General features: G+C 65.1%; 26 protein-coding genes and 1 pseudogene. 19 read left to right on the top strand and 8 right to left on the bottom strand.

The genetic code is table 11. From position 1 onward, the window contains the following. Positions 1 to 5: 5 nt before the first annotated feature. Positions 6 to 1,451 carry an AMP-binding protein gene (locus tag J0A90_RS05820; protein WP_207032229.1) on the bottom strand — a complete coding sequence of 482 codons (1,446 nt, stop codon included), beginning with the start codon at positions 1,449 to 1,451 and terminating at the stop codon, positions 6 to 8. Beyond that, positions 1,444 to 2,115, bottom strand: a complete 672-nt coding sequence (locus tag J0A90_RS05815) for a thermostable hemolysin (RefSeq protein ID WP_207032227.1) — start codon at positions 2,113 to 2,115, stop codon at positions 1,444 to 1,446. The genes J0A90_RS05820 and J0A90_RS05815 overlap by 8 nt, the downstream gene beginning before the upstream one ends. A 378-nt stretch (positions 2,116 to 2,493) precedes the next feature. On the opposite strand from J0A90_RS05815, the gene J0A90_RS05810 reads away from it, so the two are divergent. Continuing rightward, positions 2,494 to 4,128: a BCCT family transporter gene (locus J0A90_RS05810; RefSeq protein WP_207032224.1), complete on the top strand. Its 1,635-nt coding sequence runs from the start codon at positions 2,494 to 2,496 to the stop codon at positions 4,126 to 4,128. A 298-nt stretch (positions 4,129 to 4,426) separates the two neighbouring features. Then, positions 4,427 to 4,594, top strand: a complete 168-nt coding sequence (locus tag J0A90_RS05805) for a hypothetical protein (protein ID WP_207032222.1) — start codon at positions 4,427 to 4,429, stop codon at positions 4,592 to 4,594. Between the two features lie 24 nt (positions 4,595 to 4,618). Here J0A90_RS05805 and J0A90_RS05800 read toward each other — a convergent pair whose 3' ends face one another. After that, a complete protein-coding gene (locus J0A90_RS05800) occupies positions 4,619 to 5,287 on the bottom strand; it encodes a GntR family transcriptional regulator (protein WP_207032220.1) in 669 nt (222 codons plus the stop codon). A 326-nt stretch (positions 5,288 to 5,613) separates the two neighbouring features. Here J0A90_RS05800 and J0A90_RS05795 point away from each other — a divergent pair, with 326 nt between their 5' ends. The 4 genes from J0A90_RS05795 to madM all read left to right on the top strand — a co-directional run bounded on the left by J0A90_RS05795 (position 5,614) and on the right by madM (position 10,110). Continuing rightward, entirely contained in the window at positions 5,614 to 7,038 is a 1,425-nt protein-coding gene (locus J0A90_RS05795; protein WP_207033636.1) for a malonyl-CoA decarboxylase, read from the top strand. A 207-nt stretch (positions 7,039 to 7,245) separates the two neighbouring features. After that, a complete protein-coding gene (locus J0A90_RS05790; protein WP_207032218.1) occupies positions 7,246 to 8,799 on the top strand; it encodes a malonyl-CoA synthase in 1,554 nt (517 codons plus the stop codon). Positions 8,800 to 8,886: 87 nt separating this feature from the next. Continuing rightward, positions 8,887 to 9,327 (top strand): malonate transporter subunit MadL, encoded by a 441-nt coding sequence (gene madL / locus J0A90_RS05785; RefSeq protein ID WP_233076523.1) that lies wholly within the window; start codon positions 8,887 to 8,889, stop codon positions 9,325 to 9,327. Positions 9,328 to 9,348: 21 nt separating this feature from the next. Then, positions 9,349 to 10,110, top strand: a complete 762-nt coding sequence (madM, locus tag J0A90_RS05780; RefSeq protein ID WP_207032216.1) for a malonate transporter subunit MadM — start codon at positions 9,349 to 9,351, stop codon at positions 10,108 to 10,110. 14 nt (positions 10,111 to 10,124) lie between these two features. Here the strand turns inward: madM and J0A90_RS05775 are convergent, their stop codons facing one another. Continuing rightward, positions 10,125 to 10,901: an EAL domain-containing protein gene (locus tag J0A90_RS05775; RefSeq protein WP_207032214.1), complete on the bottom strand. Its 777-nt coding sequence runs from the start codon at positions 10,899 to 10,901 to the stop codon at positions 10,125 to 10,127. Positions 10,902 to 11,158: 257 nt separating this feature from the next. Between J0A90_RS05775 and J0A90_RS05770 the strand changes: the two genes are divergently transcribed. After that, entirely contained in the window at positions 11,159 to 11,851 is a 693-nt protein-coding gene (locus J0A90_RS05770; protein WP_207032212.1) for an extensin family protein, read from the top strand. 24 nt (positions 11,852 to 11,875) lie between these two features. Here the strand turns inward: J0A90_RS05770 and aguA are convergent, their stop codons facing one another. Continuing rightward, positions 11,876 to 12,976, bottom strand: coding sequence for an agmatine deiminase (gene aguA / locus J0A90_RS05765; protein WP_207032210.1), 1,101 nt, complete (start codon positions 12,974 to 12,976; stop codon positions 11,876 to 11,878). Between the two features lie 449 nt (positions 12,977 to 13,425). On the opposite strand from aguA, the gene J0A90_RS05760 reads away from it, so the two are divergent. From J0A90_RS05760 to J0A90_RS05740, 5 genes are all read left to right on the top strand, one after another. Then, on the top strand, positions 13,426 to 14,202 hold the full coding sequence (locus J0A90_RS05760; RefSeq protein ID WP_233076522.1) for an SDR family oxidoreductase: 777 nt from the start codon (positions 13,426 to 13,428) through the stop codon (positions 14,200 to 14,202). A gap of 123 nt (positions 14,203 to 14,325) precedes the next feature. Further along, a complete protein-coding gene (locus tag J0A90_RS05755) occupies positions 14,326 to 14,847 on the top strand; it encodes a TIGR02281 family clan AA aspartic protease (protein WP_207032198.1) in 522 nt (173 codons plus the stop codon). Positions 14,848 to 15,108: 261 nt separating this feature from the next. Next, positions 15,109 to 15,648 carry a carboxypeptidase regulatory-like domain-containing protein gene (locus tag J0A90_RS05750; protein WP_207032195.1) on the top strand — a complete coding sequence of 180 codons (540 nt, stop codon included), beginning with the start codon at positions 15,109 to 15,111 and terminating at the stop codon, positions 15,646 to 15,648. A 380-nt stretch (positions 15,649 to 16,028) separates the two neighbouring features. Continuing rightward, complete coding sequence (locus tag J0A90_RS05745) at positions 16,029 to 16,748, top strand: response regulator transcription factor (protein ID WP_207032193.1); 720 nt, start codon at positions 16,029 to 16,031, stop codon at positions 16,746 to 16,748. Positions 16,749 to 16,819: 71 nt separating this feature from the next. Then, complete coding sequence (locus tag J0A90_RS05740) at positions 16,820 to 18,454, top strand: ATP-binding protein (RefSeq protein WP_233076521.1); 1,635 nt, start codon at positions 16,820 to 16,822, stop codon at positions 18,452 to 18,454. A gap of 165 nt (positions 18,455 to 18,619) precedes the next feature. On the opposite strand, the gene J0A90_RS05735 is transcribed toward J0A90_RS05740, so the two are convergent. Further along, positions 18,620 to 19,534 carry a LysR family transcriptional regulator gene (locus tag J0A90_RS05735; RefSeq protein ID WP_207032185.1) on the bottom strand — a complete coding sequence of 305 codons (915 nt, stop codon included), beginning with the start codon at positions 19,532 to 19,534 and terminating at the stop codon, positions 18,620 to 18,622. Positions 19,535 to 19,658: 124 nt separating this feature from the next. Between J0A90_RS05735 and J0A90_RS05730 the strand changes: the two are divergent. The 3 genes and pseudogenes from J0A90_RS05730 to J0A90_RS05720 form a co-directional block, all read left to right on the top strand. Continuing rightward, positions 19,659 to 19,772 (top strand): annotated as a pseudogene (locus J0A90_RS05730) (hypothetical protein); the annotation flags it as partial. 218 nt (positions 19,773 to 19,990) lie between these two features. Then, positions 19,991 to 20,800 carry a C-type lysozyme, inhibitor gene (locus J0A90_RS05725; RefSeq protein ID WP_207032183.1) on the top strand — a complete coding sequence of 270 codons (810 nt, stop codon included), beginning with the start codon at positions 19,991 to 19,993 and terminating at the stop codon, positions 20,798 to 20,800. A 149-nt stretch (positions 20,801 to 20,949) separates the two neighbouring features. Further along, positions 20,950 to 21,558 carry an FMN-dependent NADH-azoreductase gene (locus tag J0A90_RS05720; RefSeq protein ID WP_207032182.1) on the top strand — a complete coding sequence of 203 codons (609 nt, stop codon included), beginning with the start codon at positions 20,950 to 20,952 and terminating at the stop codon, positions 21,556 to 21,558. A 72-nt stretch (positions 21,559 to 21,630) separates the two neighbouring features. Here the strand turns inward: J0A90_RS05720 and J0A90_RS05715 are convergent, their stop codons facing one another. Beyond that, on the bottom strand, positions 21,631 to 22,677 hold the full coding sequence (locus J0A90_RS05715) for a metal-dependent hydrolase (protein ID WP_207032181.1): 1,047 nt from the start codon (positions 22,675 to 22,677) through the stop codon (positions 21,631 to 21,633). 173 nt (positions 22,678 to 22,850) lie between these two features. Here J0A90_RS05715 and J0A90_RS05710 point away from each other — a divergent pair, with 173 nt between their 5' ends. From J0A90_RS05710 to J0A90_RS05700, 3 genes are all read left to right on the top strand, one after another. Then, positions 22,851 to 23,291 carry a VOC family protein gene (locus tag J0A90_RS05710; protein WP_207032180.1) on the top strand — a complete coding sequence of 147 codons (441 nt, stop codon included), beginning with the start codon at positions 22,851 to 22,853 and terminating at the stop codon, positions 23,289 to 23,291. Positions 23,292 to 23,296: 5 nt separating this feature from the next. Beyond that, positions 23,297 to 23,770, top strand: a complete 474-nt coding sequence (locus tag J0A90_RS05705) for a TspO/MBR family protein (protein WP_207032177.1) — start codon at positions 23,297 to 23,299, stop codon at positions 23,768 to 23,770. A gap of 78 nt (positions 23,771 to 23,848) precedes the next feature. Further along, complete coding sequence (locus J0A90_RS05700; protein ID WP_207032176.1) at positions 23,849 to 24,544, top strand: uracil-DNA glycosylase family protein; 696 nt, start codon at positions 23,849 to 23,851, stop codon at positions 24,542 to 24,544. Positions 24,545 to 24,646: 102 nt separating this feature from the next. On the opposite strand, the gene J0A90_RS05695 is transcribed toward J0A90_RS05700, so the two are convergent. Continuing rightward, entirely contained in the window at positions 24,647 to 25,048 is a 402-nt protein-coding gene (locus J0A90_RS05695; protein WP_370635729.1) for a DoxX family protein, read from the bottom strand. A gap of 384 nt (positions 25,049 to 25,432) precedes the next feature. On the opposite strand from J0A90_RS05695, the gene J0A90_RS05690 reads away from it, so the two are divergent. After that, positions 25,433 to 26,479, top strand: a complete 1,047-nt coding sequence (locus J0A90_RS05690; protein ID WP_207032175.1) for a GGDEF domain-containing protein — start codon at positions 25,433 to 25,435, stop codon at positions 26,477 to 26,479.

Here is a 26,479-nt window from a genome sequence, read left to right as displayed (position 1 = left end):
GCGCATCACGCGCTGACCGGGGTGTCCAGCCAGCGGCGGTAGCGCTCGGCCAGCGCCTCGCGGCGCAGCCGGCCGTTGGCCGTGGCCAGGCCGTTGTCCGGCGTGAAGGGGGCGCCACGCTGCCAGCACGCTACGCGGGCGTAGTCGGGCAGGCGCAGATTGGCGCGAGTCACGGCTTCTTCGAGCTGCTGGTCGTTGACCCATTCGCCGCGCGGTACCAGCAGTGCGCGGTTGCTCGGCTGCGCTTCGCCGCTGACCCAGGCCTGGGCGATCGCCGGTTCTGCGGTGAGCTCGGCCTCGACCCAGGCGGGGTCGACGTTACGCCCGTAAGCGGTGATGAAGACCTGACGCCGGCGCCCCTTGAGCACCAGCGCCTCGCCCTCCCAGGCGCCGAGATCCCCGGTGGGCCAGCGGCTCGGGCGCGGCGCGTCGTCACCCAGGTAGCCGAGCATCAGGCTGCCCTCGACCATCACCTCGCCATCCTCGGCGAGGGTGATCCGGGCATGCGGCAGCGGGCGGCCGACGCTACCCGAGCGCACCTCGCCGGGGCGGTTGAGTGTCACCACCGAGGCGCACTCGGAGAGCCCGTAGCCTTCGAAGACCGGCCAGCCGGCCTCGGCGGCACGCGCCAGCAGCGCCGGGGAGACCGTGGCCCCGCCCACCGCGAAGAAGCGTCCGAACTCGAGCGGTGTCTCGCCCTGCTGCATCAGCAGCGCGCTGAGCAGCTGCGGCACCAGGATCAGGCTGTCCGGGGCCTCGGCGCGGATCACACGCCACGCCTGGGTGCTGTCGAACCCGCTGGCGCCGCGCCAGCCGAGTTCGCCCAGCCCCGGTAGGGTGACGCTGCCGCCCAGCCACAGCGGCGCGTAGAGGCCGCCGATGTTTTCCAGCAGCGTGGCCAGCGGCAGCATCGCCAGATGCCGCCTCACGCCCACGCTGCGGGCCACCTCGGCCAGGCTGTCCGCCACCGTCAGCTGGGTATCGCTATCGAGGCAGACCCCCTTGGGCGTGCCGCTGGTGCCGGAAGTGAAGGTGATCTTGTGCGTCCCCGCTGGCAGCCTCGGTGGCGCTGCCACCTCGCGCTGCCACAGCAGCAGGTCGTCGCTGGCGGTAAAGCCCAGCGCCGCGGCGACCGCGGCGGGGCCGATCAGGGTGTCGATCCCGGCCTGCGCGACCACGTGGGCCAGCTGGGCCGGGGAGAAGAACATCGGCAGCGGCACGTTGACCGCCTCGCTCTGCATCAGCGCCAGGTCCCACAGTGCCCAATCGAGGCCGTTGTCGAGCATCAGCGCCACGCGGCGTCCACCCATTGCGGCCAGCTGCTGGCCGCGCCGGGCGATCTCGCCGGGCAGCTCGGCGTAGGTCAGCGTCACGCCGTTGGCGCTGAGGGCGACCTGCGTCGGCTGGCTCACGGCGAGCGCGCCGAGATGGTCGAGAAAGCGTTCACGCATGGGGGTCGACCTTGTGATGGCAGCCCTGGGCTGTCACGGTGAGTGGGGTAGGGCTATCGGGATAGGTGAGCTCGCGGCTGGGATCTAGCCGCCGCCACGCCTTGATCAGGTCGCCGCCCATGACCCACGGGCGATGCAGGTAGTAGTTGCCCCAGCGCTCGCGCTCGTCGGCGTCGAGATACGCAGGGTCGGCGTCACCCAGCCGGCGCACGTCGAGCCCCAGCCGGCGGAAGCCGTTGCGCACCGCGGCGGTGGCGGTAAAGGTGAGCCAGCCGCAGCCCTCGGCCACTAGCGACTCGATCAGGTGGCGGATCAGCGGCACCGCCAGGCCCGGGCGCAGCGTCGCCAGGTTGGCGATTTCGGCCAGCGCGTGGCGCGCGACCGGCGCGTTAAGCTCGCGCGCCAGCAAGCACTCGACCGGTTCGCTCAGATAGCGCTCCAGGTAGAGCGGGGCGTCGCCGGCCAGGCGCACGCCGACAGCGGCCTGCAACTGGTCGGCTTCCCACAGGCCGTAGAGACGCGGCGCGAACTGGCTCAGCTCGGCGCCGTGCTGACGCCGATAGGTCGTGGCAATGAAGTCTTCGAGCTGGGCGCGCTCCGATGCCTTTTGGCATTCGCGCCAGTGCAGCGTGGCGGTGGGAAAGGTCAGCGGTAAACCGGGCATGGGGTCTTCCCTCGTGGTCGGTCTCCTGCCCCCTTCAGGGTCTGAAGGAGAGGATGTCGAGGGTAGGTTGCCGTGGAGGGGCTTAACGAAGTCTTACGTACATTAAGCCTGGTACGAAAACTGTCTGCGCTCGGCAATATGGCGTTAAAAATCGGCTCAAGATGCTCATTTACACAGTGTAAACTCCGCTCTCTCGCCGATTTTTGCCTTATCTTGCCTTCGCTCGCCGACTTTTCGTGCACAGCCTACGTTTGATTCATGCCCGTCGTGCCGGGCCGGCCGACGCGGGCCGAAAATCGCCTCGTCTATACTGTGGCCAGCCCGGCGTTGCGACGCCGGCATGATTCAAGGAAGAGAGACAACGACCGGGGAGTCCTTATGGCCAGACTTGGCAAGCAAGGTGTATTCATCGTATCCGCGGTGCTGATTGCCGCGATCGTGGCCATCGGTGCCATCTTTCCTAACCGCTTCGGCGAACTCGCCAACACCGCGCTCGGTGCGACCACGCACTATTTCGGCTGGTTCTATCTGATCTCGGTGTTCGGTTTCGTGACCTTCCTGGTGGTACTGGCCTTCAGCAAGTACGGCAAGATCCGGCTCGGGCCCCAGGACAGCAAGCCGACCTACGGTTTTTTCTCCTGGGTGAGCATGCTGCTGGCCGCCGGCTTCGGCGTGGGGCTGGTGTTCTACGGCATGGCCGAACCCATGACCCACTATCTCAACCCGCCGTTCGGCGACGTCCAGGGGGCCACGCCCGAAGCGGCGCGCTACGCCATCCAGTACAGCTTCTTCAACTGGGGTATTCACCAGTGGGCGGCGTTCTCGGTGGTCGGGCTGATCATCGCCTACTACCAGTTCCGCAAGGGTCAGGCGGGCATGGTCTCCAACGTGCTCTCCTCGGTCACCGCCAAGCGCCCCAAGCTGCGCCGGCTGGGGCCGGTGCTCGACATCTTCGCGGTGGTCGCCACGGTAATGGGGGTGGCCACCTCGATCGGCCTGGCGGTGCTGCAGATCAACGGCGGCCTGCATTCGGTGTTCGGGGTCGAGGAGAACATGACCTGGCAGTTCATCATCATGGGGGCGATGTTCGTCTGCTACATGATCTCGGCCACCTCGGGGCTGGACAAGGGGATCAAGAATCTCTCCAACCTCAATCTGATCATCTGCTTCGCACTGATGTTCTACATCCTGTTCACCGGGCCCACGGTCAAGATTCTGGAGACCATCACCCTGGGCATCGGTGACTACCTGCAGAACTTCATCGGCATGAGCCTGCGCATGTCGCCCTACAACGGCAGCGACTGGGCCGCTGGCTGGACCATCTTCTACTGGGCCTGGGTGATCGCCTGGTCGCCGTTCGTGGGGACCTTCGTGGCACGTATCTCGCGCGGGCGCACGATCAAGCAGTACGTGTTCGGCGTGCTGATCGTGCCGCCGCTGCTGGCGTGCCTGTGGATCGGGGTGTTCGGCGGTGCGGCGATCCAGATGGAGCTGCACAGCGACGCAGGTCTTGCCCAGGCCACCGCGGACAACATCACCTCGGCGCTGTTCCGCATGTTCGATCTGATGCCGTTCTCCAACGTGCTGTCGGTGGTGGCGCTGTGCCTGATCTTCATCTTTCTGGTGACCTCGGCCGACTCGGCGACCTACATCGTGTCGCAGATGACCGATAATGGCTCGCTCAATCCGCCGCTACTCAAGCGCGTGATCTGGGGTGTGCTGATCGCCGCGATCTGCCTGACCCTGCTCTCCGCCGGCGGCGAGAGCGGCCTCAAGGGGTTGCAGTCGGCAGCGGTGCTCTCGGCGCTGCCGTTCACCTTCATCCTCTACGGCATGATCTCGGTGATGATCAAGGAGCTCCGGGCCGACCGCAAGGCGATGCTCACCGCGCTCTACCGCCGCCACAGCGAGACCCCGGTGGGGGCGGATGCGTTCGAGGCGGAAGAGCTGGCCGACGAGGATCGCTACCGCCGCGCGCCGGACGTCAAGAACCGCCGCATCAACCCGCGCTGAAGCGTGCCGCTCGCCATTGGTGGTGGGCGGAGTACGCTATCGGGCCCCGATTCGGCGGGGCCCTTTTTCGTTTCTGGGCGCCGGTGGCCGGTGGGCGTGGTCAGAGGATGAATACAGGGTAGAGGAGAGAGAACGTAGAAGAGAGAACGTAGGAGAGATAGCTGGGTGGGGAGAGAGGTGGTGGGTGGCAAGATCGCGTGGCAGTGGAGAAAAATCCCGGCGCGGCCTAATGTAACGGGAGTCACGGCCGTTAACCTTGGTATCACCCACCTTTCCTTTAACCGATTGCCCACTGCTCATGTCTAACCGATCCCCCCGCCGTGCCCCGCAGGGCGCTACCCGGCGAGCCGCGCCGATGGCGCTGTCGCGCTTCGACCGCTGGCTCAATCGTCTGGTCAGCGTGAGCGTGTCGGTGGCACTGGTGGTCGGGGCCGTGGCTCTGCTGTTGACGCTGCTGGTGCGCTGACGGGCGCCGCCGTGTTGCCCGCCGTCAGCGGCGCATGGCCTGCAGCCGCTGCATCGATGCCACCAGATCGTTGAAACGCTCGCCCTGAATCTGCACGTGATCGCGGATCGCCTGCTCGGCGCCCGCGGCGTCGCCGGCTTCCAGCGCGGCGATGATCGCCTGATGCTCGGCGTAGCTGCTCTGCATGCGTTGGCGCACGTGCAGCTGCAGGCGCCGGTAGGGCTTGAGAATGGCGTGCAGCCGTGTCGCCTCCTGAGTCAGGAAGGCGTTGTGGCCGGCGGCGTAGATCAGATGGTGGAAAACGCCATTCTCGTAGTAGTAGCCATCGACGTCGCCCGCTTCGAGGCACGCGTGGCACGCGCGATGTGCCTCACGTAGGCCTTGCAGCTCCTCGGGGGTGGCACGCCGCGCCGCCAGCCTTGCGCACATCCCCTCCAGTTCCGCCATCACCTCGAAGCGCTCGACCAGTTCGGTCACCCCCAACTGGGCCACGAAGGTGCCGCGCTTGGGCAGCACCTTGACCATGCCCGAGGCGGCTAGCTGCTGCAGCGCCTCGCGGATCGGCGTGCGCGAGCAGGCGTAGTCGCGCGCCAGCGCCTCGGGGTCGAGGCGGTCACCGGGGGCGTAGTGGCCCTCGACGATCGCGTCCTCGAGTAGATCGCGCAGTCGCTGGGCCTGGGGGACGCTGGCCATGCTCGACATTCTCCTCTGCTTTTCCGCTTCCGTAGTCCTGCCAGAATTTACCGTCTTTTCAGCCTTCTAGGGCTCGCCTGGTAGCGGAGCTGTGCCGCCATCTTAGACTTTTTCCCATGTTGACAGTGAAGTCGGGAGTCGTGACTGTTGTATATAACAGAACGGTGACTTGTATGTTAACACCTGCGCCCGTGAGATCCCGTCAGGCTTTTTCTGACCGTCAGACCTGGGCAGTCAGACCTGAACCGTCAGATCTGAGCAGTCGAGTCTGAAAAGTCAGCGAGCGCACCCATTCCATACCCGAGAGGGCCGGCATGAACGTCAACATGAATTTTCTGCAGGAACTCCTGTCGAGCATCGGCCGCCGCACTCGCGGTCAGGCCGCGCACGCCGACAAGCGCGACACCCCAAGCAGCCTCGCGCGCCTGACCTCGGTGTGCGAGACGCTGATGCTGCCCGGCGGGGAGGCCTCGCAGATCCTGATCGCCCAGGAGGCGCTGGAGCGCTATGCCTCTCTCGATGACGCCGGGCGCCTGGCCTTCTTCCAGCTGCTCGCCGAGCACTACGCCGCCGAGCCCGAGCAAATTCACGCCGCCTATGCGGCTTATCAGGCGGCCGAGGACAACGCCAGCCTGGCGCAGCTGTTCGCAGTGTGCGAACCGCGTCGCCAGCACCTGCTGCGCCGGCTCAATCTCTGCCCCGGCGGTACCTATGAGCTGGTGAAGATGCGCGCCGATCTGCTCGGTCTGCTCAAGGCCCACCCGGAACTGGCGCCGCTGGATGCGGATTTCGCGCATCTATTCGCCTCCTGGTTCAACCGCGGCTTCCTGATGCTGGAGAGCATCGACTGGAACACCTCGGCGGCGGTGCTCGAAAAGCTGATCCGCTACGAGGCGGTACACGCGATTCGTGACTGGGGCGATCTCCGCCGGCGGCTCGATCCCGATGACCGCCACTGCTACGCCTTCTTCCACCCGGCCACCGGCGACGAGCCGCTGATCTTCGTCGAAGTAGCGCTGTGCCGCGGCATTCCCGACAACATCCAGACCATCCTCGAGAGCGGTGACGAGGTGCCGCCGCAGGAGGCGGATACCGCCGCCTTCTACAGCATCAGCAACTGCCAGGCCGGGCTCAAGGGCATCTCCTTCGGCAATTTCCTGATCAAGCAGGTGGTGCAGGAGCTCAAGCGCGAGCTGCCCAATCTGGAAAACTTCGTCACCCTGTCGCCGGTACCGGGCTTCGCCGCCTGGCTGCAGCAGGCCCGCGACCAGGGTGAATTGGACCTCCACGACGATCTCGTCGCCGAGCTCGACGCCGGGCACTGGCGCGAGCCGGGCAAGGCGCGTGACAAGCTCGCCCCCGACGTGCGCGCGCTGGCCGCCCACTACCTGATCGACGTCAAGCGCGGCGACAGCGGTATGCCGCTCGATCCGGTGGCGCGCTTCCATCTCGGCAACGGCGCCAGCCTGCATCGCCTCAACTGGCCGGGTGACCTGTCGGAGAAGGGGCTCAAGCAGTCCCACGCGCTGATGGTCAACTATCTCTACGAGCTCGAACGGATCGAACAGAACCACGAAGCGTTCAGCCGCGAGGGTAGCGTGATATGCACCCAGGAGATCCGGCGCGATGCCAAGCAGGCGCGCAGCCGCCTGCTCGCCGCGCCCAAGAGCGATGCCAAGGTCAATGCCAAGGGCGATACCAAGAGCAGCCCCAAGGCCGGTGCCAAAGGCGATCCCAAGGCCAAGGCATGAGGTCCGGCGTGCGGACACCGGGCGCGAGTGTCATCGGGTGTGGCCCGGCGAACGAAGGCCCGACGAACGATCGCCCGACGAAAGATGGCCCGAAAAAAGATAGTACCTGGCTTGCAGGCGAGTCGCCGCGGCGGCCAGCAGCAGTCCAGTCATGAATCGTAAGAGTGATATGAATCGCAAGCGTGATATGAATCGCAGGAGAGTGGCATGAATCAAAATCTTTACCTTCAGTTCTTCGACAACTTCTCGCGCCAGCCGGAGAAGGTGCTGATCGACACCGCCGAGGGGGCGAGCTATCGCTACCGCGACGTGCTCGATACCTCGCGGCGTCTGGCGCGGGTACTGCGCGAGCGCGGCGTGACCCCTGGCGAGCGGGTGGTGGTGCAGGTCGACAAGAGCCCGCAGACGGTGATGCTCTATCTCGCCTGTCTGCAGGTCGGCGCCGTCTATTTGCCGCTCAATACCGCCTACACCGAGGCCGAGATCGAGTACTTCCTCGGCGATGCCGAACCGCGACTCTACGTGTGCCGCCCAGAGGACCGCGACAGCGCCGAGCGGCTCGCCGAGCGCTGCGGCGATGTTTATCAGACACCGACCGCGGTCGAGACCCTGGGGGCGGCGGCCGACGGTTCGCTGATGGCGCTTGCCGAGGCGGCCGAAGCGGACACGGAGATCGCCGAGCTGGGCGGTGACGATCTGGCGGCGATTCTCTACACCTCCGGCACCACCGGGCGCTCCAAGGGCGCGATGCTGACCCACGCCAACCTCGCCGCCAACAGCCAGGCGCTGGCCGAGACCTGGCACTTCGGCAGCGATGACCATCTGCTCCACGCGCTGCCGATCTTCCATACCCACGGGCTGTTCGTGGCGTGCAACATCATTCTCACCGTCGGCGCTTCGATGACCTTCCTGCCCAAGCTCGATCCGGAGCAGCTGATCACGCTGATGCCGCGGGCGACCGTGCTGATGGGGGTGCCGACCTTCTATACCCGCCTGCTCGCCAGTCCGCGTCTCGACCGCGAGGCGGTGCGCAACATGCGCCTGTTCGTCTCTGGCTCGGCGCCGCTGCTGGCGGAGACCCACCGCGACTTCTTCGAACGCACCGGCCACGCCATTCTCGAGCGCTATGGCATGACCGAGACCAACATGAACACCTCCAACCCCTACGACGGCGAGCGCCGCCCCGGCACGGTCGGCTTCGCGCTGCCCGGCAGTGAGGTGCGCATCACCGATCGCGACAGCGGCAAGGTGCTGGCGGCGGGGGAGACCGGGCTGGTGGAAGTGCGCGGCCCCAACGTATTCAAGGGGTACTGGCGCATGCCCGAGAAGACCGCCGCCGAGTTCCGCGAGGATGGCTTCTTCATCACCGGCGATCTGGGGGTGATCGACAGCGACGGCTATCTGTCGATCGTCGGCCGCGACAAGGATCTGGTGATCTCCGGCGGCTACAACGTCTATCCCAAGGAGATCGAGCAGTGGATCGACGAGCTGCCGGAGGTGGTCGAGTCGGCGGTGATCGGCGTCAACCACCCGGACCTGGGCGAGGGCGTCACCGCCGCGGTGGTGCTCAAGCCGGGTGCTGCACTCGACGAGGCCCAGGTGCTCGCCTCGCTCAGCGACAAGGTGGCGCGCTACAAGCAGCCCAAGCGGGTGTTCTTCATCGACAGCCTGCCGCGCAACGTGATGGGCAAGGTGCAGAAGAACGCGCTGCGTGAGCGCTACGCCGATATCTACCAGACACCGGCCACGGCGACGCGCTGAGGTCGGCGCCAGTCTGCGCCAGTTCCTGCCATAACAAGCGCCGGTGATCAGGGGCTCGCCGGCGCCACAACAACGCCCCGGAGGTGAATGACGATGGTGATCTACGGTGTTGCGCTACTCGCCGGCTGCATGCTGGTGGGGCTGATCATCGGCGATGTGCTGGGCCAACTGCTGGGTATCAGCGCCAACCTGGGCGGCGTGGGTATCGCCATGCTGCTGCTGATCTTCGTGACCGGCTATCTCAAGGACCGCGGCAAGCTGCCGGAGGCGACCGAGAGCGGCATCAATTTCTGGAACGCGATGTACATCCCGATCGTGGTCGCCATGGCGGCGAGCCAGAACGTGGCCGCGGCCTTCAGCGGTGGCATGGTGGCGATCGTCGCCGGGGTGCTGGCGGTGGCGCTGGGGCTGGCGCTGGTGCCGGTGCTCACCGGCAAGAAAGGAGAGGACGCGCAACCGCTGGACCCGCCCGCCAGCGCCGCCATGCCGCCCTCCCGGGCGCCCGCTTCCGATCGTTCCGCACGTTAACAACAACAGGGGAGAGCCCGCATGAACGACTCCATCGTGTCGCTGGTCGACAAGTACCATCTGATCGCGGCCTTCGCCGTGGTCGGCCTGACCATGTACGTGGCCTACTGGCTCAGCCGCCATCTCACCGCCGGGCGCCTGCACGGTTCGGCCATCGCGATCATCATCGGCCTGGTGCTGGCCTACGTGGGGGGCGTCTCCACCGGCGGCAGCAAGGGGTTGTCCGATGTCACCCTGTTCTCGGGGCTGGGCCTGATGGGCGGCGGTATGCTGCGCGACCTGGCGATCATCGCCACCGCCTATGGGGTGCGTTTCCAGGAGATCAAGAAGGCCGGGCTGCGTGGAGTGATCGCACTGTTTCTCGGCGTGCTGGTGTCGTTCGTGGCCGGCGCGGTGGTCGCGGTCGGCTTCGGCTATACCGACCCGGTGGACATCACCACCATCGCCGCCGGTGCGGTGACCTATATCGTCGGCCCGGTGACCGGTGCCACCCTCGGGGCGAGTTCCGAGGTGATCGCGCTGTCGATCGCCGCCGGTCTGGTCAAGTCGATCCTGACCATGATCGCGACCCCGGCCACGGCGCGCCTGATCGGGCTCGACAATCCGCGCTCGGCGATGATCTTCGGGGGGCTGATCGGCACCACCAGCGGGGTGGCGGCAGGGCTCGCCGCCACCGATGCGCGGCTGGTGCCGTACGGTGCGATGACCGCGACCTTCTACACTGGCCTGGGCATCCTGCTGGCGCCGACGGTGCTGTTCCTGGCCGTACGCGCATTTTTCTGATGCTGCTGTGAGTCTCAGTGCTGGCCGCGTACCAGTGCGAACTGGGCCGGCTGGCACTGCGGCAGACCCTCGGTTTCCGGACGCGCGTACCAGTAGCCCTGCTGGCGAGTGATACCGCGCCGGTAGAGCCAGCGCGCCTCTTCCAGCGTCTCCACGCCTTCTGCGATCAGGGCGATATCGAGCTTCTTGGCTAACGTAATGATCTGATCGATCAGGATCTGCTGGCGCGGGGCGTTATCGACGCCATCCACCAGACGGCGGTCGATCTTGAGCAGGTCGGGCATGATATCCACCAGCAAATCCAGATTGGCGTGGCCACTGCCGAAATCATCCAGGGCGACGGTCATGCCCATGTCGCGATAGGTGTCGACGATGTTCTGCAGGTGACGCCGATCCCGGACTTTCTCGGTCTCGATGATCTCGAAGCAGAGCCGGTCCAACGGCCAGCCCAGCCGCTCGGCGGTGATCAGTGTGGCCTGGATGCAGGCCTCGGGCTCGTAGACGGCGTTGGGCAGGAAGTTGATCGAGAGCAGGCCCTGGTGGCCGAGTCGATGGGCCAGCTCCAGCGCCTTGACCCGGCACGCCTGATCGAAGCGGTAGAGGTTATCGTCGTCGACCCGGCTGAGCACGCTGGCCGCGGAGCCGCCGTCGCTGCCGCGTACCAGTGCCTCGTAGCCGTAGATTTCGCCACGTTCCAGGTCGACGAGCGGCTGGAAGGCCATGGTGAAGTCGAACGGCAGCGGAGCATCGCAGCGCCGGCATACCGATTCGTGTCTCGCGCATCCCGGCATTGTGGTCCTCCCTGACGCGACAATCTGGGTAATCGAGCTGGGTAATCGAGTTGATGGCGCGGTTGGGCAGCGCGACGCAGCGCCCTGTAAGCCCATGTGTCCAGATTAGAAGAGATTGGTGCCCAGGAATAGTGAAGAGTGGTCGCAATGTCCTCGTCGTGGCGTCAAGGTCTCCGCGCGGCGACATCGTCTTGGGCGGAATGCGATGCAGCCACCTAAGCTAGACCTGGAATCGGCAACACGGTGCAGGGAGGCACATGCGCGCAACGACGCTGGGATGGCTGGCGCTGATCGCGCTGGGTGTGGCGCTCGACAAGCATGTCATCGAGGTGCCCCGGGCGTGGAATCCGTTCGCGCCGCTGGCGGTGGACGACCCGGTGACACCGGTCACCCGGCTCAAGCTCGCGCGCGTCGAACGCGACCTCGAGGCGTGCCGCGCGGCGCTGCGCACGGCGCCTGAGGTGCGTTTCACGCCGCTGGCGGACTACACCCCGGTGCAGGGCTGCCCGCTGACCGACGTGGTACGTCTCCAGAGCACCGGGGTGCGCTTCAGTTCGAGCTTCGTCGCCACCTGCCCGCTGGCCTTGGCATGGACGATGTTCGAGCGTCACGAACTCCAGCCGCTGGCCGAGCGCACCTTCGGCAGCCGCGTCAATGCCGTGCGCCATTTCGGCTCCTTCGCCTGCCGTAATATCTATCACCGTGAGAACGCGCGGCGCAGCGAGCACGCCACGGCCTCGGCGCTGGATGTCGCAAGCTTCACCCTGGCCAGCGGCGAGCGCATCGACCTACTCGAGGATTGGGACGGCGAGGGCAGGCGTGCTGCGTTTCTGCGCGAGGTACAGGCGGGGGCATGCGGCTATTTCGGGACCGTGATCGGCCCCGACTACAACGCCGCGCACGCCAACCACTTCCATCTGGGGATGCGCGGCGTTGCCTTCTGCCGATGAGGGCAGCTTGCGTTGGCGCTGCGTTCAGGGCCGGGGTTGCTGCTGGGTGATGCAGTGGATGTTGCCGCCGCCGAGCAGGATCTCGCGTGCCGGCACGCCGATCACCCGGCGCCCCGGGAAGAGCCCTTCCAGTATCTCGCGCACACTGGCGTCGTGGGCAGGGTCGAGCAGCGGCATCGCTACCACGCTGGTGCCGATATAGAAGTTGACGTAGGAGGCTGCCATGCGATCCCCCGGGCGCCGCGGGCGCGAGCTCGACAGGCGGTCTACGCCGCTGGCTTCCTCTTCGCCCAGATAGAGCGGGCCCGGCTGCGGCAGCTTGTGGATCACGAAGCGGCGGCCGCGGGCGTCGGTGGCCTGTTGCAGAATCTCCAGCGCCTGCTGCGAGATGGCATGCTGCGGGTCGCTCTCGTCGTCGGTCCAGGTCAGTGCCACCACGCCGGGGGCAATGAAACAGCAGAGGTTGTCGACGTGGCCGTCGGTCTCGTCCTGGTAGCAGCCCGCCGGCAGCCAGATCACCTTCTCGATGCCCAGATAGTCGGCCAGTAGCTGGGTCTGCGCCTCGCGGTCGAGCTCAGGATTGCGGTTGGGGTTGAGCAGACACTCTTCGGTGGTGATCAGCGTGCCCTCGCCATCCACATGGATCGCGCCGCCCTCCAGCACCATCGGCGCGGTGAAGCAGGGAATGCCCAGCATCTCGGCGATCTTGCGGCGAATGCGGCGATCCTTGTCCCACGGGAAGTAGAGCCCGCCCTTGAGCCCGCCCCAGGCGTTGAAGTCCCAGTCGACGACGGCGATACGCCCGTCCGGGTGGGTGACGAAGGTCGGGCCGACATCGCGCATCCAGGCATCGTTGCTGGAGAGCTCGACCACTCGAATGTGCGCCGGTAACTGGTGGCGGGCGTTCTCGTACTGCTCGTCGTTGACGCCCACGATCACGGTCTCGCTCTCGGCGATGGCGCGGGCGACATCGACGAAGGCGCGCTGCGCCGGCTTGGCCCCCAGGCGCCAGTTGTCCGGACGCTGTGGCCACAGCATCCAGCAGGCATCGTGGGGGGCGAACTCCGCCGGCATGCGAAAGCCCAGTTGGGCGGGCGTCTGGGAGGGGGAAGCGAGATATGTCATGACAAACGCCTGCGGGAACCTTAGGGTTATCGGTGAACGGGAGTGGGTGCTTGGTGAGTACAGAGTGGCTGCGTCGTGATGGCGACTGTAGCACTCCGCAGGACGCTTGCGCAGTGGGTCGCGGATGCCCTTGCATCACTCCAGGCCAGTAGGCGATCCCCCCGGAGAGACAGGAGATCGTCATGCGCTTTAGCGACAACCGCGGCGAGCCCATCGAGAGGCTGTCTCGGCGAACAGAAGGGCGTGATGGTGAGCTCGCTTATCGGCCCGTCCAATGACCTGGGCTTGCACACCATGGCCGGGGGCTTGGATAACGAAGAAGAAGCCGTGGCGCAGAAGACCCTGCGCTACCGCCCGCGTAGGTCCCATCGCCATTTCGCCACTGTCAGGTCCGAAAACGGCGAGTAGCGAGGTGGCCTTTTGTCGATCATCCATGTTCCTTCGACACAATGGAGACATGGATGAAACGCTTACAAGGCAAGATCGCGCTAATCACTGGCGCCAGTTCCGGGATTGGTCAGGCCGCGGCGCGGCTATTTGCGAGCGAGGGCGCCTGTGTGGTGCTGGCGGCACGGCGCGGTGCGGCGCTGCAGGCCGTCGCCGCACAGATTGTCGATGCCGGCGGTCAGGCTGCTTGGTTGGCCGGCGACGTCCGCGACGAACCCTATGCGCAGGCGCTGGTGGCTCTGGCAATCGAGCGTTTCGGTGGTCTGGATATCGCGTTCAACAACGCCGGCACGCTCGGGACGTTGATTCCGACCCCCCAGCTGGATGCACAGGCGTGGCGCGAGACGCTCGACACCAACCTCAGTGCGGCCTTCCTCGGTGCCAAGCATCAGATTCCGGCGATGCTGGCACGCGGTGGCGGTTCGCTGATTTTTACGTCCACCTTCGTTGGCTACACTGTGGGCTTCCCCGGGACCGCCGCCTACGCTGCCAGCAAGTCTGGCCTGATTGGCCTGACCCAGGCGCTGGCGGCGGAGTTCGGTCCGCATGCCATTCGCGTCAATGCGCTATTGCCTGGCGGCACGCAGACGCCGATGGCGGATGCGATGAACGATACGCCGGAGGCCCTGGCGCAAGTTGCGCAGATGCACGCGCTCAAGCGTCTGGCGCGGCCGGAAGAACTCGCTCGCGCGGCGCTGTTCCTGGCTTCGGAGGATGCCGGGTTCATGACCGGCAGCGCGATGCTGGTCGATGGTGGCATGTCGATCAATCGCAGTTAAATCGTGTCCGCGCAGCGATGCGCGGACACGTGCTGGCCGAGGTCAGCGTGACCTGCATCGATACCCTTGATCCCACGCTGAGCGTCGCATCGAACCCGATGAATTCGTATGGGAGGCGAGCCGATGGCTGACGCGCAACGCACTACCCGGCGTCTCGGCCTCGGCATGATGCTGCTGTGCTGGGTGGTGATGCTGGCGTTGGCGATGTGGTGGTTTCGCGGCGTCGAAAGCCGGCGTGCCAATCCCAATCTCGAGCTCTCCAGCCACGCCGCCCCCGGCGCGCCGGTTACCCTAGCGCGCAACGCAGCTGGCCACTTCGTCGCCCCGGGCGAGATCGACGGCCAGCCGGTCACCTTTCTGCTCGATACAGGCGCTACCTATGTCTCGCTGTCGCGGGGGCTGGCCGAGCGCCTGGGGCTGCAACCTGGCCCTGCGGCCACCTTCACCACTGCCAATGGGCGTGTCCAGGGCCATCTCACCACGCTCGACAGCGTACGTCTGGGCGGTCTGTCGGCGCGTCGGGTGACAGGATCGATCCATGCCGGTATCGGCGATGACATGGTGCTGCTCGGCATGAGCTTTCTCGGCCGCTTCGATATCCAGATTCGTGCCGACCATCTGACCCTGAGCCCGCGTAGTCCCTGAATCGCCTCTCTCGACCAGTCCGTCGCCCAGTGGCTCGATCAGTCCGTCGCCCAGCGGCTCGATCAGTCCGTCGCCCAGTGGCGACAACGCTTGCGTAATCTCTGCGTGATTGTCGTTTACAATCGAATTCTCGAGTTACCCAAGATGACACTGTCGGACAGATCGACAGTGCGGCGTGACGTAAGATAAGCGTCTATCGTGGTTTATCCGGGTAAGGAATGTCCGGCCATGAACGCGCGCGTTGCATGCAAGGAGTCGAAGATGACGCTGACACAGTGGCGGCCCTGGCTGTTACCCCTTTTGATCACGCTGGGGCTGACCGGGTGCGAGAGCCTTTCCACCGGCAGCTTCGAGATGCCCGATATCTTCGGCAGCCAGTCCCGCGACGAGAATGTGGTCAAGCGTCAGATCGCATTTCCGGCCGAGGAGTACGCCAAGCTCGAGAAGCACGGCACTGCCGCGGTGCAGGGGCGACTCAGCTACACCACGCCGAGTGGTCAGACGATTGTCGGTGCCAACGAGACGATCTCGGTGGCGCCGGCGACGCGTTACGCCGCCGAGGCCGCGGATGTCGCGCTGTCCGGCCGCCGGATCGAGCCGGCCGACCCGCGAGCGCGTGATTACACCCATTACGCCAAGACCGACGACAACGGCTACTTCGTGGTGCGGGGCATTCCCGCCGGGGTGTTCTATGTGGCCGGCAGCGTACTGTTGCCCGGCGGTGAGGCGCGTAGTCCGATCATCATCAAGCAGGTGACGCTGCGCGATGGCAAGACCCGTGAGGTCGAACTCAGCCGATGATCGCGGCGCAATGGCGTCACCGAGTCGCGACATGCGGAAGTGATTGAGGTGAGCTTTTCCTAAGTCTAATGAGTGAAAGGTTATCTGTTATCTCACGCAACCAGCCTGAAGTCTCTCTCGAGAAAGCGTGCTGGATAGTGACTAACGCCAAATTATCTAACCGAGTTAGTAGGTTGCATGGGGGGCTTATGAGGTATCATGAATACTCCGATACCACTTGTGCCGGGTGAGCTTGGCGCCTCGCAGCCTGTCTCAAGATTTCGTTGCGTTATAGGCCACCTTGGTCCACCGTTCACTATCAATCGGTCGATGCCTTCGCGCGTCACACAATAAATGAATCAGTGGTATGCAGGGCCGGGTTTCGAGGCCAACTCATAGGGATGGAAGACAGCTTGGACAGCACTGCACATCAAGATCGCGTTCTGATCATCGAAGATGACGAACGGCTGGCGCATCTGACGCGCGAATATCTGGAAGCCAACGGTTTCCAGGTCGGACTGGAGCACGATGGCGGCCACGGCGTGGAGCGCATCATCGAGGAGCAGCCGGATATGGTCATCCTCGATCTGATGCTGCCAGGCGAGGATGGACTTTCCATCTGCCGCCGGGCGCGTCCGCACTACGCCGGCCCCATTCTGATGCTGACCGCCCGCACCGACGACATGGATCAGGTGCTGGGACTGGAGATGGGCGCCGACGACTACGTACCCAAGCCGGTGCAGCCACGGGTGCTGCTGGCGCGCATGCGGGCGCTGATGCGTCGCGCGGACAGCCTGGTGTCGTCGAGCGGTGCCACGCGTTTGACCTTCGACAATCTGGTGATCGACAGCGCCACCCGCGAAGCCTGGCTCGAGGAGCAGCGCATCGATCTCACCAGTGCCGAGTTCGATCTGCTCTGGTTGCTGGCCGACAACGCCGGACGCGTACTCACCCGCGAGGAGATCTTCTCGCAGCTGCGCGGGATCAAATACGACGGCCAGGATCGTTCCATCGACGTGCGCGTATCGCGTATTCGTCCCAAGATCGGCGACGATCCCAATCACCCCCACCGCATCAAGACGGTGCGTAGCAAAGGCTACCTGTTCGTCAGGGATAGCTGAGCCGCGGCGGTGACCGCCCCGCGGTCACCGCCGTTTGCCGACCCACCCCCTCACTCCCCGCGAGAGCAGCGATGCGGCGTTCGCTTACCGACAGCACCTTTTTGCGTTTCTACCTGGCGCTGTTGGCCGCCTTGGTGATCACCTTCGGGCTGGCGCTGTTCGGCTTTCTGATGGTCGACAAGGTACGTCAGGAGCACTACCGCGAAAATCTGGTCAGCGGGCCTCTAGCGCTGCTCGCCGATCTGGTCTCGCGTCAGCCACCCAGCAAGCGCGACGACTGGCTCGCCTCGATGGCCTCGACCTTGGGCATGCCGCTGGGGCTGTTTCGGCTGGAAGATCTCTCGCTGGATTATTTCGAACGTGCTCGGCTGGAAGAGAAGCGCCCGGTGATCGAGTCCACCGGCGAGGGCTGGCGCTCGCTCTACAAGGTGCCGCAGTCCGACTGGGTGCTGGCGGCGCGCATCAACTCGCTCAACGAGATGCAGCTGCGCGGCATCACCGAGGTCCTGCGTACCTGGCTCAGCGGTGAGTCGAGCAAGGTGCAGGCCAAGCGCCTGCATCGGGTGCAGCAGCAGTTTCACGTGCCGGTCGCGCTCCACGCCGATCCGCCATCCAACGTCGACCCGATCCAGGCCACCCGGCTCGATGCCGGCGAGGTGGTGGTGCGTCTCGACCCTAGCCTGAGCGCGCTCTATATCCACGCTCGGGTCGGCCCCGACCGCTGGCTGAGTATCGGCCCGCTGCCCAGCTTCGAGGCGATGCCGCTATCACTGGCGCTGTCGCTGTTGATCATCGTGTTGATCATCTTGGCGGGGGCGATCTATCTGATCGTGTGGAGCGTCGAAGGCCGGGTCGGCCGGCTCGAGCGCGCGGCGACGCGGATTGCTGCCGGCCATCTCAACGCCCGCGTGCGGGTCGATGGCAACGATTTTCTCGGCCGCCTGGGCATGGCACTCAACGGTATGGCGGCGCAGGTGCAGTCGCTGTTGCGCAGCCAGCAGGAGATGATCCGCGCGGTCTCCCACGAGCTGCGCACGCCAGTGGCGCGCATCCGCTTCGCGGTGCAGATGCTCGAGGATCTCTACGGTGAGGGGCATGCGCGCAAGCAGTTGGAGGGCATCGACGAGGATATCTCCGAGCTCGATCGTCTGATCGATGAGATCCTCACCTATGCCAAGCTCGACAGTGAGAACGCCCAGGGCGTCACGCTCAAGACCGAAAGCCTGGAGTGCCGCGCGCTGGCGTGGCGGGTGTTGGAGATCTTGAGCCCACTGCATCCGCACCTGACGCTGACCGTGGCCGACGGCGAGGAGCTGGAGGTGGAGGCGGAGCCGCGTTATCTGCAGCGCGCGGTGCAAAACCTTGTCGCCAACGCCTGTCGCCACGCCGAGACCCAGGTCTGCGTCACCATTCACCGCGAGCCGCGGGCAATTCGTATCGATGTCGAGGACGACGGCCCCGGCGTGCCAGAGAAGGATCGTATCGCCATCTTCAAGCCCTTTGCCCGGCTCGACGACAGCCGCACGCGTCGCTCCGGCGGCTATGGCCTGGGGCTGTCGATCGTGCAGAAGATCATGGCGTGGCACGGCGGCAACGTGGTGGTGGATCGCAGCGAGCGCCTGGGCGGGGCGCGCTTCAGCCTGCTGCTGCCGCTGCATGCGCGCGAATCGATCAGCCCGCTCAATTTCGACGACGGCGCTCAGTGAGCGCCGCTGATGTCGCTCAGAGGGGGGGGGGGGGACAAATTCGGCGAGCGAAGGCAAGACAAGGCGAAATCGGCCGAAAAAGCGGAGTTTACTCGGTGTAAATGAGTATTTTGAGGTCGATTTCAACGCCGTATTGTCGAGCGCAGGCATTTTGTAATCACCCTCTCAGGCCGGTTTGATACCGCTCAGCACCGCAAACGACGTATCCCGCGCGGTGCGAATGAAATCCTCCATCCACGGCAGCGCCCGGTCGTTGTCGCGAACCGCGGCGTAGAGCGTGCTCCACACCCCTTCCTTGCCCAGCGGCAGCGCCTTGACGTAGTCGCGCTCCAGATATTCGGTCAGCGCCCAGTTGGGCAGGGCGCAGACGCCGCGACCGCTGGCCACCAGCTGCATCATCATCACTGTCAGCTCGGCGCTGCGGATCTCGCGCGGGCGAATCGCCGCCGGCTCCAGGAATTGGGTGAAGATATCCAGCCGCGAGTGGTCGATGGGGTAGACGATCAGCGTCTCGGTGGCCAGATCCGGCGGCTCGACCCAGCTCTGCCCGGCCAGAGCGTGTTGCTTGGCCACCGCCAGCAGCCCCTCGTAGCGGAACAGTGGGGCATAGTGGATGCCGGGCAGCGGCTCGGGATTGTCGGTGATCACCAGATCGAGGGCCTCGCGCACCAGCGCCGGCAGCAGATCGAAGTTCTGGCCGCTGGGGATGTCCACCTCCACTTCGGGCCAGTGATCGCGGAAGTGGTCGACCGTGGGCATCAGCCACTGAAAGCAGCTATGGCACTCGATCGCCATGTGCAGGCGGCCCTGCTCGTGCCCGGCGAGACGAGCGAGATCGCGCTCGGCCAGGCGCAGCTGCGGCAGCACCTGCTCGGCCAGGGTCAGCAGCCGCTCGCCGGCGCGGGTGAAGGCGACCGGGCGCGTCTTGCGCGCGAACAGCGGCATGCCCAGGCGCGACTCCAGATCCTTGATCTGATGCGACAGCGCCGACTGGGTGAGATGAACACGCTCCGCCGCCTCGACCAGCGAGCCGGTATCTCGCAGGGCAATCAGCGTACGGAGGTGGCGGAGTTCGAGCATGCTATGAATATTGTTCACGTCAGGGGTTGAGAAAACGCGGTTGATTCAGGGAGAGGGCGTGGCGAGACTGCGTGTCTGGCCGTCGGCCCCCGATGTTACCCGCTATTGCACAGAGACCCTACCCATGACGACGCAGGTTCGCACGCCCGGCTATCCGCGGATCGGTGTTCACCGCGAGCTGAAGAAGGCCGTCGATGCCTATTGGCGAGGCGAACTCGACCGCGAAGCGCTCGAAAAGTAGGGCAAGCGCCTGCGCCTGGCGCACCGGCAGGACCCGCGCCGACCGCGCATGGTAGTCTGCGTCACGCGTTGTGAGTTCGCTTGCGTCGCCTTTTCATCGTTCAACCGCTCGCTGCTTGCGGCCGATCATTCTCAGACAGACGGTCTCAGCCAATTGCTCTCAGCCAACCACTCTTAGACAACCACTCTTAGACAACCATATTCGGGAACTCGCTCATGTCTTCTGCGCCTCTCGTCGCTTTTCGTCGTGCTCTTCATCGCGCTCTGACGTCGCCCCGCGCGCCAGGGCTCGCAGCCACACTTCTGCTCGCTTCGCTGGTCGCCGGCTGTGCCGGGGGCACCCAGCCGACGTCGGGCGTAGCAGGCGCGGATATCGCCAAGGACAACCCGGCCTCCGCCAGCGCGCCGCAGTCACCGCTGCTGCCGAGTGCTTTCTTTGCCGATGGTGGTGAGCGCTTTAGCGCCTGGCGCTGTACGCCGTCGCAGAATCTGGTGACCACCACGCCGGATGCCAAGCGCCTGCGCCTGTGGACCGCCCTCGGTAGCACCGAACTGCAGCGTGCGGTGGCGGCCGACGGTGACCGCTATGTACTCGGTGGGGTCGCCTTCGAGCGCCACGGCCGCGATGCCCGGGTCGAGAGCGACCATGGCCAACTGGTTTGCGCGCTGGCCAGCGAGCGCGCGACCACCACGCGCCAGGCGCATCCCCAGAGCATCTTCTACGCCAGCGGCAACGAGCCGGGCTGGAACGTCTCGCTGGATCGTCAGACCACCACCCTGACGCTGGTGTCCGACTACGGCCAGGCGACCGATACCTTCCACTACCGCGTGGCCTCGGTGAAGAACGGCAGCGATGCACGCATGGTGCTGGTCAGCGACAGTGGGCGTCAGCCGCTGGAGATGGATCTGCGCGCCGGCGCCTGCTTCGATGACATGAGCGGGCAGCCGTGGCCGGTCAAGGTGACCCTGCGCTACGGGCGCCACGAGTGGCAGGGTTGTGGGCAGGGCGTGGAGGCGACGCGCTAACATTTGAACGACTGCATCGAATGATTCGTGCCAATATTCGCGGTTTTCATTTCAAAAACCACAATGAATAATGGCGATCAGCGTTCACCCGCCGTCCTCGGCGGGCTTCATCTCCGCGCCCCACTCACTCTGCTAGGGAAGCTTCGTCCATGACTCAACGCATCCTGCTGATCACCAGCTCGCTGTTCGGCGAGAATGGCCAGTCCCGCGGCCTCGCCGCGGCTTTCAAGTCCGCCCTCGAAGGGCGCGATGTCACGCTGGTCGAGCGTGACGTGGTCGCAAGCGAACTGCCGCACCTGAGCGGTGAAGAGATGGGTAGCTGGATGACCGAGCCCAGTGCGCGCACCCCGGAGCAGGCCGCACTGGCGCGCCACTCCGACGTGCTGCTGGCCGAGGTCGAGGCCGCCGATCTGATCGTGCTCGCGGTACCGCTCTACAACCTCGGCATCCCCAGCCAGCTCAAGGCCTGGTTCGATCGTATCCTGCGTGCGGGCAAGACCTTCAAGTACACCGAAAACGGCCCGGTGGGCCTACTCGAGGGCAAGTCAGGGCTGATCCTGGCGGCGCGCGGCGGCATGTATGCCGGCACCGAGATGGATTCCCAGACGCCGCACCTGCGTCACATGCTGGGTCTGATCGGCATCAAGGATGTCCACGCCATCTATGCCGAAGGCCTCAACATGGGCGACGACCAGAAGCAGGCGGCCCTGACCGAAGCCAAGCAGGCGATTGCCGAGTACGTCAGCACTCACTGCTGAGTTCGCTATCGCCTTGGGTCAAGCGCCCGCTACCTGACGGTGGCGGGCGCTTGTCGTTGGGCGTGGCGAATGCTATCCAGGCCCATCCGCCACGTCGCGAGGAGGGAGAACCGGTTCGACGCCGGGGTCGACGACTCGCGCCAGCAGGCGTTCGAGCAGCGCGCGGTCGGGGCGCCCCTGGCTCTCGCGCACGCTGGGCACGGGTCGCCAGTCGCCGGCGGCATCGCGGGTGGCGAGGGTGAAGACGAATGGGTGTAGGCCGGGGATTCCCAGGCGCAGGTCGGTGGCGGTCAGGCGCGGTTGGGCGTCTTCTGGCGTGACCACGTCGTAGCGCAGAAAAGGGCCGCTGAACCAGGCCAGGCGCTGGCCATCCGGCGTGGCCAATGCGCTCTGGCGCCAGGTGTCACCCAGCGGCCAGGGCGTCAGTGTCACCGGCGCGTCGCCATCCAGCAGTCCCACCCAACCCTCCAGGGCATGATCCTGATCGATCACCGTCACCCGCCACAGCAGGGTGGTCAACGGTGCCGGCTGCACCAGCATGGGCGCCTGTGCCAGGCCGCGGGCAGCCAGTGCACTCTTGACCCGCGACTCGACGAACGCCTGAGCGCCTAGGCTGAACCCGATGTAGGCGCAGGAGACTCCCAGCGCGATACCCAGCGGGCGCCGCCGCGGGCGGATCGCGAACACCAGCACCCCGATCAGCAGCGGCAGCGTGTAGGCGGGGTCGATGATGAACAGGCTGTGCCAGCTCACCGGCGTTAGCGGCAGCGGCCACAGCAGCTGGGTGCCGTAGGTGGTGAAAGCGTCGAGCAGCGGGTGGGTCAGGAGGCAGAGCGCGAACAGCCACCACCAGTGGGCGAAGGAGGCGATCTCGCGGCTACGCCGCCAGCGGCTGGCCAGCCACGCCAGCAACGTGGCCAGGGCGGCGAGTACAGGCAGGGAGTGGCTGAAGCCGCGATGGCGGGTGTAGTCGGCCACTGCGTCGCCGTAGTCGATCGCCACGTCCAGGTCGGGCAGGGTACCCAGTGCCGCGCCCAGCAGCAGCGCGCGGCACCCCAGACGCGGCATCACCGCGCCGGCGACCGCGGCGCCCAGGCAGGCTTGTGTCAGAGAATCCATGCTGACTCCTCGATAGGGATGGCTGAATTGTGTGCGAGCCGCGCGGGGGCGTCGAGGTCGCGATCGGCGGCGCCGAGGAGGAAGCCGCACGAAGCGGGCGCCGGCATTCACCGCTGCGCGTTCCTGGTCTACCATGAAACGGTTCAACTCACTGACGAATCAGGAAGATTCCCATGGAATACCTGCACACGATGGTGCGCGTGTCGGATCTCGACGCCTCGCTGCATTTCTATTGCGATCTGCTCGGTCTCGAAGAGGTGTCGCGCAGGGAGAGCGAAAAGGGCCGTTTCACGCTGGTCTTTCTCGCCACGCCCAACGACCGCCCGCGTGCCGAGGCCGAAAAGTCGCCGATGGTCGAGCTGACCTACAACTGGGACCCGGAGACCTACACCGGCGGGCGTAACTTCGGCCACCTGGCCTATCGCGTCGACGACATCTATGCGCTGTGCGACAAGCTCCAGGCCAACGGCGTGACCATCAACCGCCCGCCGCGGGATGGCCATATGGCCTTCGTGCGTTCGCCTGACGGTATCTCCATCGAACTGCTGCAGAAGGGCGAGCCGAAGCCGGCGCAGGAGCCCTGGGCGTCGATGGAAAACACCGGCTCCTGGTAAGCCGTATGAATCGCTCGCTGGCGATCTTCCTCGGCTGGTTGCTGCTGGTGGCGCTCGCCGCCAGCAGCGGCATTCTGGCGCCGCCCGGCCCCTGGTACGAAGCGCTCACCAAACCGCCGCTGACGCCCCCGGACTGGCTCTTTCCGGTGGCCTGGACGCTGCTCTATCTGCTGATGGCGGTGGCCGCTTGGCGGGTCACACTGGTGGCGCCGTCGGGCCAGCGGCGCCAGGCCCTGACGCCTTTCGTCGCCCAGCTCGTCGCCAATGCGCTGTGGTCGTGGCTGTTCTTCGGCGCCCACTGGATGCTGGTGGGGCTGCTCGATCTGCTGCTGATGTGGGGGCTGATCGTATGGACGCTGGTGACCTTCTCGCGCTATTCGCGACTGGCGGTGGTGCTGTTGCTGCCCTACCTGATCTGGGTCAGCTTCGCCGGCTATCTCAATGCCGGGTTGCTGGTGCTCAATTTTCCCACCGGTTGAATCGTCGCGGCGAAGGTAGGCCGATGACGACGAACGGTCAGCGTTGGCGCATGAAGGAGCGTGCATTAAGGAGAGCACATGAAGACGAGCGCACGCCCGGTACGGCTGCCGGCGACCATCGAGGCGGCCCTGCGCCGGGAGGCAGCCGAGCTCGAGCGCCTGGATCGCGACACCTATGCGCGCTTTGGGCGCGACCCCTGCGAGCCGATCGTCGGGCTCGGCCCATGCGATGCGCCCCTGGCGATCTTCGGCCGTGACCCGGGCACCCGTGAGGTCGAAACCGGAGAGCCGTTCGTCGGCGCCGGCGGGCAGAAGGTGCGGGGCGAACTCTACCGGCACCGCCACCGTGAGCCGCTGCCGGATGTCGAGACGTCTCTAGCGATCGGCCGCGAACTGTTCTGGATCAATACCGTGCCCTACAAGCCGCAGGGCAACAAGGCGTGGTCGATGGCGGTCAAGCGCCGCTTTCGACCGCTGGTGGCGGATCTGCTCGATACCTGCTGGCAGGGCGAGAGGATCATCACCCTGGGACGGGAAGCCTTCTTGTGGTTCGGCATCGAGCAGCCGCGTGAGGTGCGTGCGGCGCTCGACGCTTTCTGGGCGCGGGAGGACCGCTTCTCGGCGCTGCACCAGATCGAACTGCGCCTGCCGGACGGCCATCAACGCCATTTTACGCTGGCACCATTGCCGCATCCGTCACCGCTCAATCAGCGCTGGTTCAAGCGTTTTTCCGAGCTGATGGCGCAGCGTCTGTCGCAGCTGGGCTGGGCGTGAATACGCCCTATCTTCAATATTAGTAATCTTTAAAATAAAAAATAGCCGCCTGTCATGCACCACTAATGCAGGAAAAAGCAGAGCAGGAAAAAACGATAATCTTCAGTCCGGCTTGAAGGCCATCCGTCCGCTGCCCAGAAACATGACTGCCAGCGCGGCGCCGAGGAACATCCCCTGCAGCTCCAGCGTCCAGCCCCCTTGGCCGTTGAGGCTGTGGAGCTGCGATAGATGGACCAGAACGATGGCCACCAGCATGTTGATGGCCATCAGCATCCCGCCCAGCCTTGCCTGCCAGCCAACGATTGTCATCAGTGGGGCGATGATTTCACCCACCAGGACGCCATAGGCGACAAAGGAGGGCACGCCCATCTGCGCCAGCTGGTAGGCGATACCGTTGAGACTGGTGGGGTCCATGAGCTTGTGCAGACCGTGAAGCAGGATCAGAATCCCCACACAGAGTCGTAGCAGCAGTTTGCCTAGGTCGTCGTTGTGCATGAAGCGCATGGGTGAGCGAGTCCTTCTTTAGAGAGTGGTAGCAGAGAGTGGTGACGGTTTCCGGGGGAGGTCTAGATGCCCCGGCGGAAACCGAGGTTATCAGAATTTGTTAATAGAAAGTCAGTGTCGTCAATGTCGGCATTGGCTTACAAAGTAAATCGGCAAATTCGAATGTTATTTGAAGTTAAAAAAAGCGATACTCTAGTGCTCTCACGTTCCCGCGCTTCAAATTCGGGCGATACCGGTTTTTGGGCGCGCGCCGTGCCCGTGCCAAGCGAATAACAAGATTGCGAGCCTACCACCATGCCTAGCCGCTATCTCTTTCATCTTTGGCGGCGCGTCACGCGTCCCCCCGATAGTCTGCCGGTAGAGCGCCGCCGCAGTTTCGAGATCATGGCCGAAATCTATCTGCTGACACTCGGCCTACAGATCGTCATTGCCCCATGTCTCTATCTGCTTGGCTATAGCATGCTGGGACATTTGAATCTCGTCTGTGTGCTCGCGTATGTGCTGGCGCTGCGTCTGCATCGGCACCTCTGGGTTGCGCTGGCGCTGGGCGTGAAGCTGAGTGCCTTTCTCTTACTGCTGATCTGCTGTGCCCTGGTGCTGGGCAGCGGCAGCAGCGTCGTCTACTGCCTGCTGTTCGCCGAAGTGGAGCTGATGCTCTCCGATCTGCGCCGACGGACCAAGCTGCTGTGGACCGCTGGACTGACGGCGCTGGCCCTGAGTCTGATTGGGCTACCCAGTCTAAATGCCTCACCGGAGGGGCTTCAGGAGCATCTACTCGCGAATATCCTGCTGGTGGCGGTCTTTGCCATGCTGTGTGCGGTGATCTTGCGCATGCTGACAATTACCGATCGCCACGAGTACCGCTATCGCCGGGATGCCATGCACGACTCGCTGACCCTGGTGCTCAATCGCCGCGCCATCTTCGAGAAGGCCTCGAGCTACTGGCGCCAGCAGACGCCGTTCGCGATGATTCTGGTGGATGCCGATCACTTCAAGGAGATCAACGACAACTTCGGGCATACCGCGGGGGACGCAGTACTTCACCACTTGGCCGGCGTGCTCAGCGATGCGCTGCGGGGTGAGGACGACGTTGGGCGCGTCGGCGGCGAGGAGTTCCTGCTGCTGTTGCCCGAGACCGGTATCGCCGAGGCGGTGACGGTCGCCGAGCGCATTCGCGTGCGGCTGGCGCGACGCCCGTGTCAGTTCAGCGGCCAACTGATGCCGGTGACGCTGTCGATGGGGATCGCCTGTGCCGACGAGGGTGGGCATTTGCAGAGCATCATCGAGCTCGCCGACCGGCGGCTGTATGCCGCCAAGTCGGCCGGGCGCAATCAGGTGGTATCCGAAGGGCATGTCGAGAGCGCCAGCTCACGTAATGCCGGGCGGTTGTCACGCGGGGTGCAGGATGCGCTGGAATCAGAGGGGCTATAG

This window comes from Salinicola sp. DM10 (assembly GCF_017306975.2).
Taxonomy (GTDB): domain Bacteria; phylum Pseudomonadota; class Gammaproteobacteria; order Pseudomonadales; family Halomonadaceae; genus Salinicola.
The sequence above is the reverse complement of the archived record's forward strand: the minus strand, read 5'-3'. Positions and strand labels throughout refer to the sequence as shown.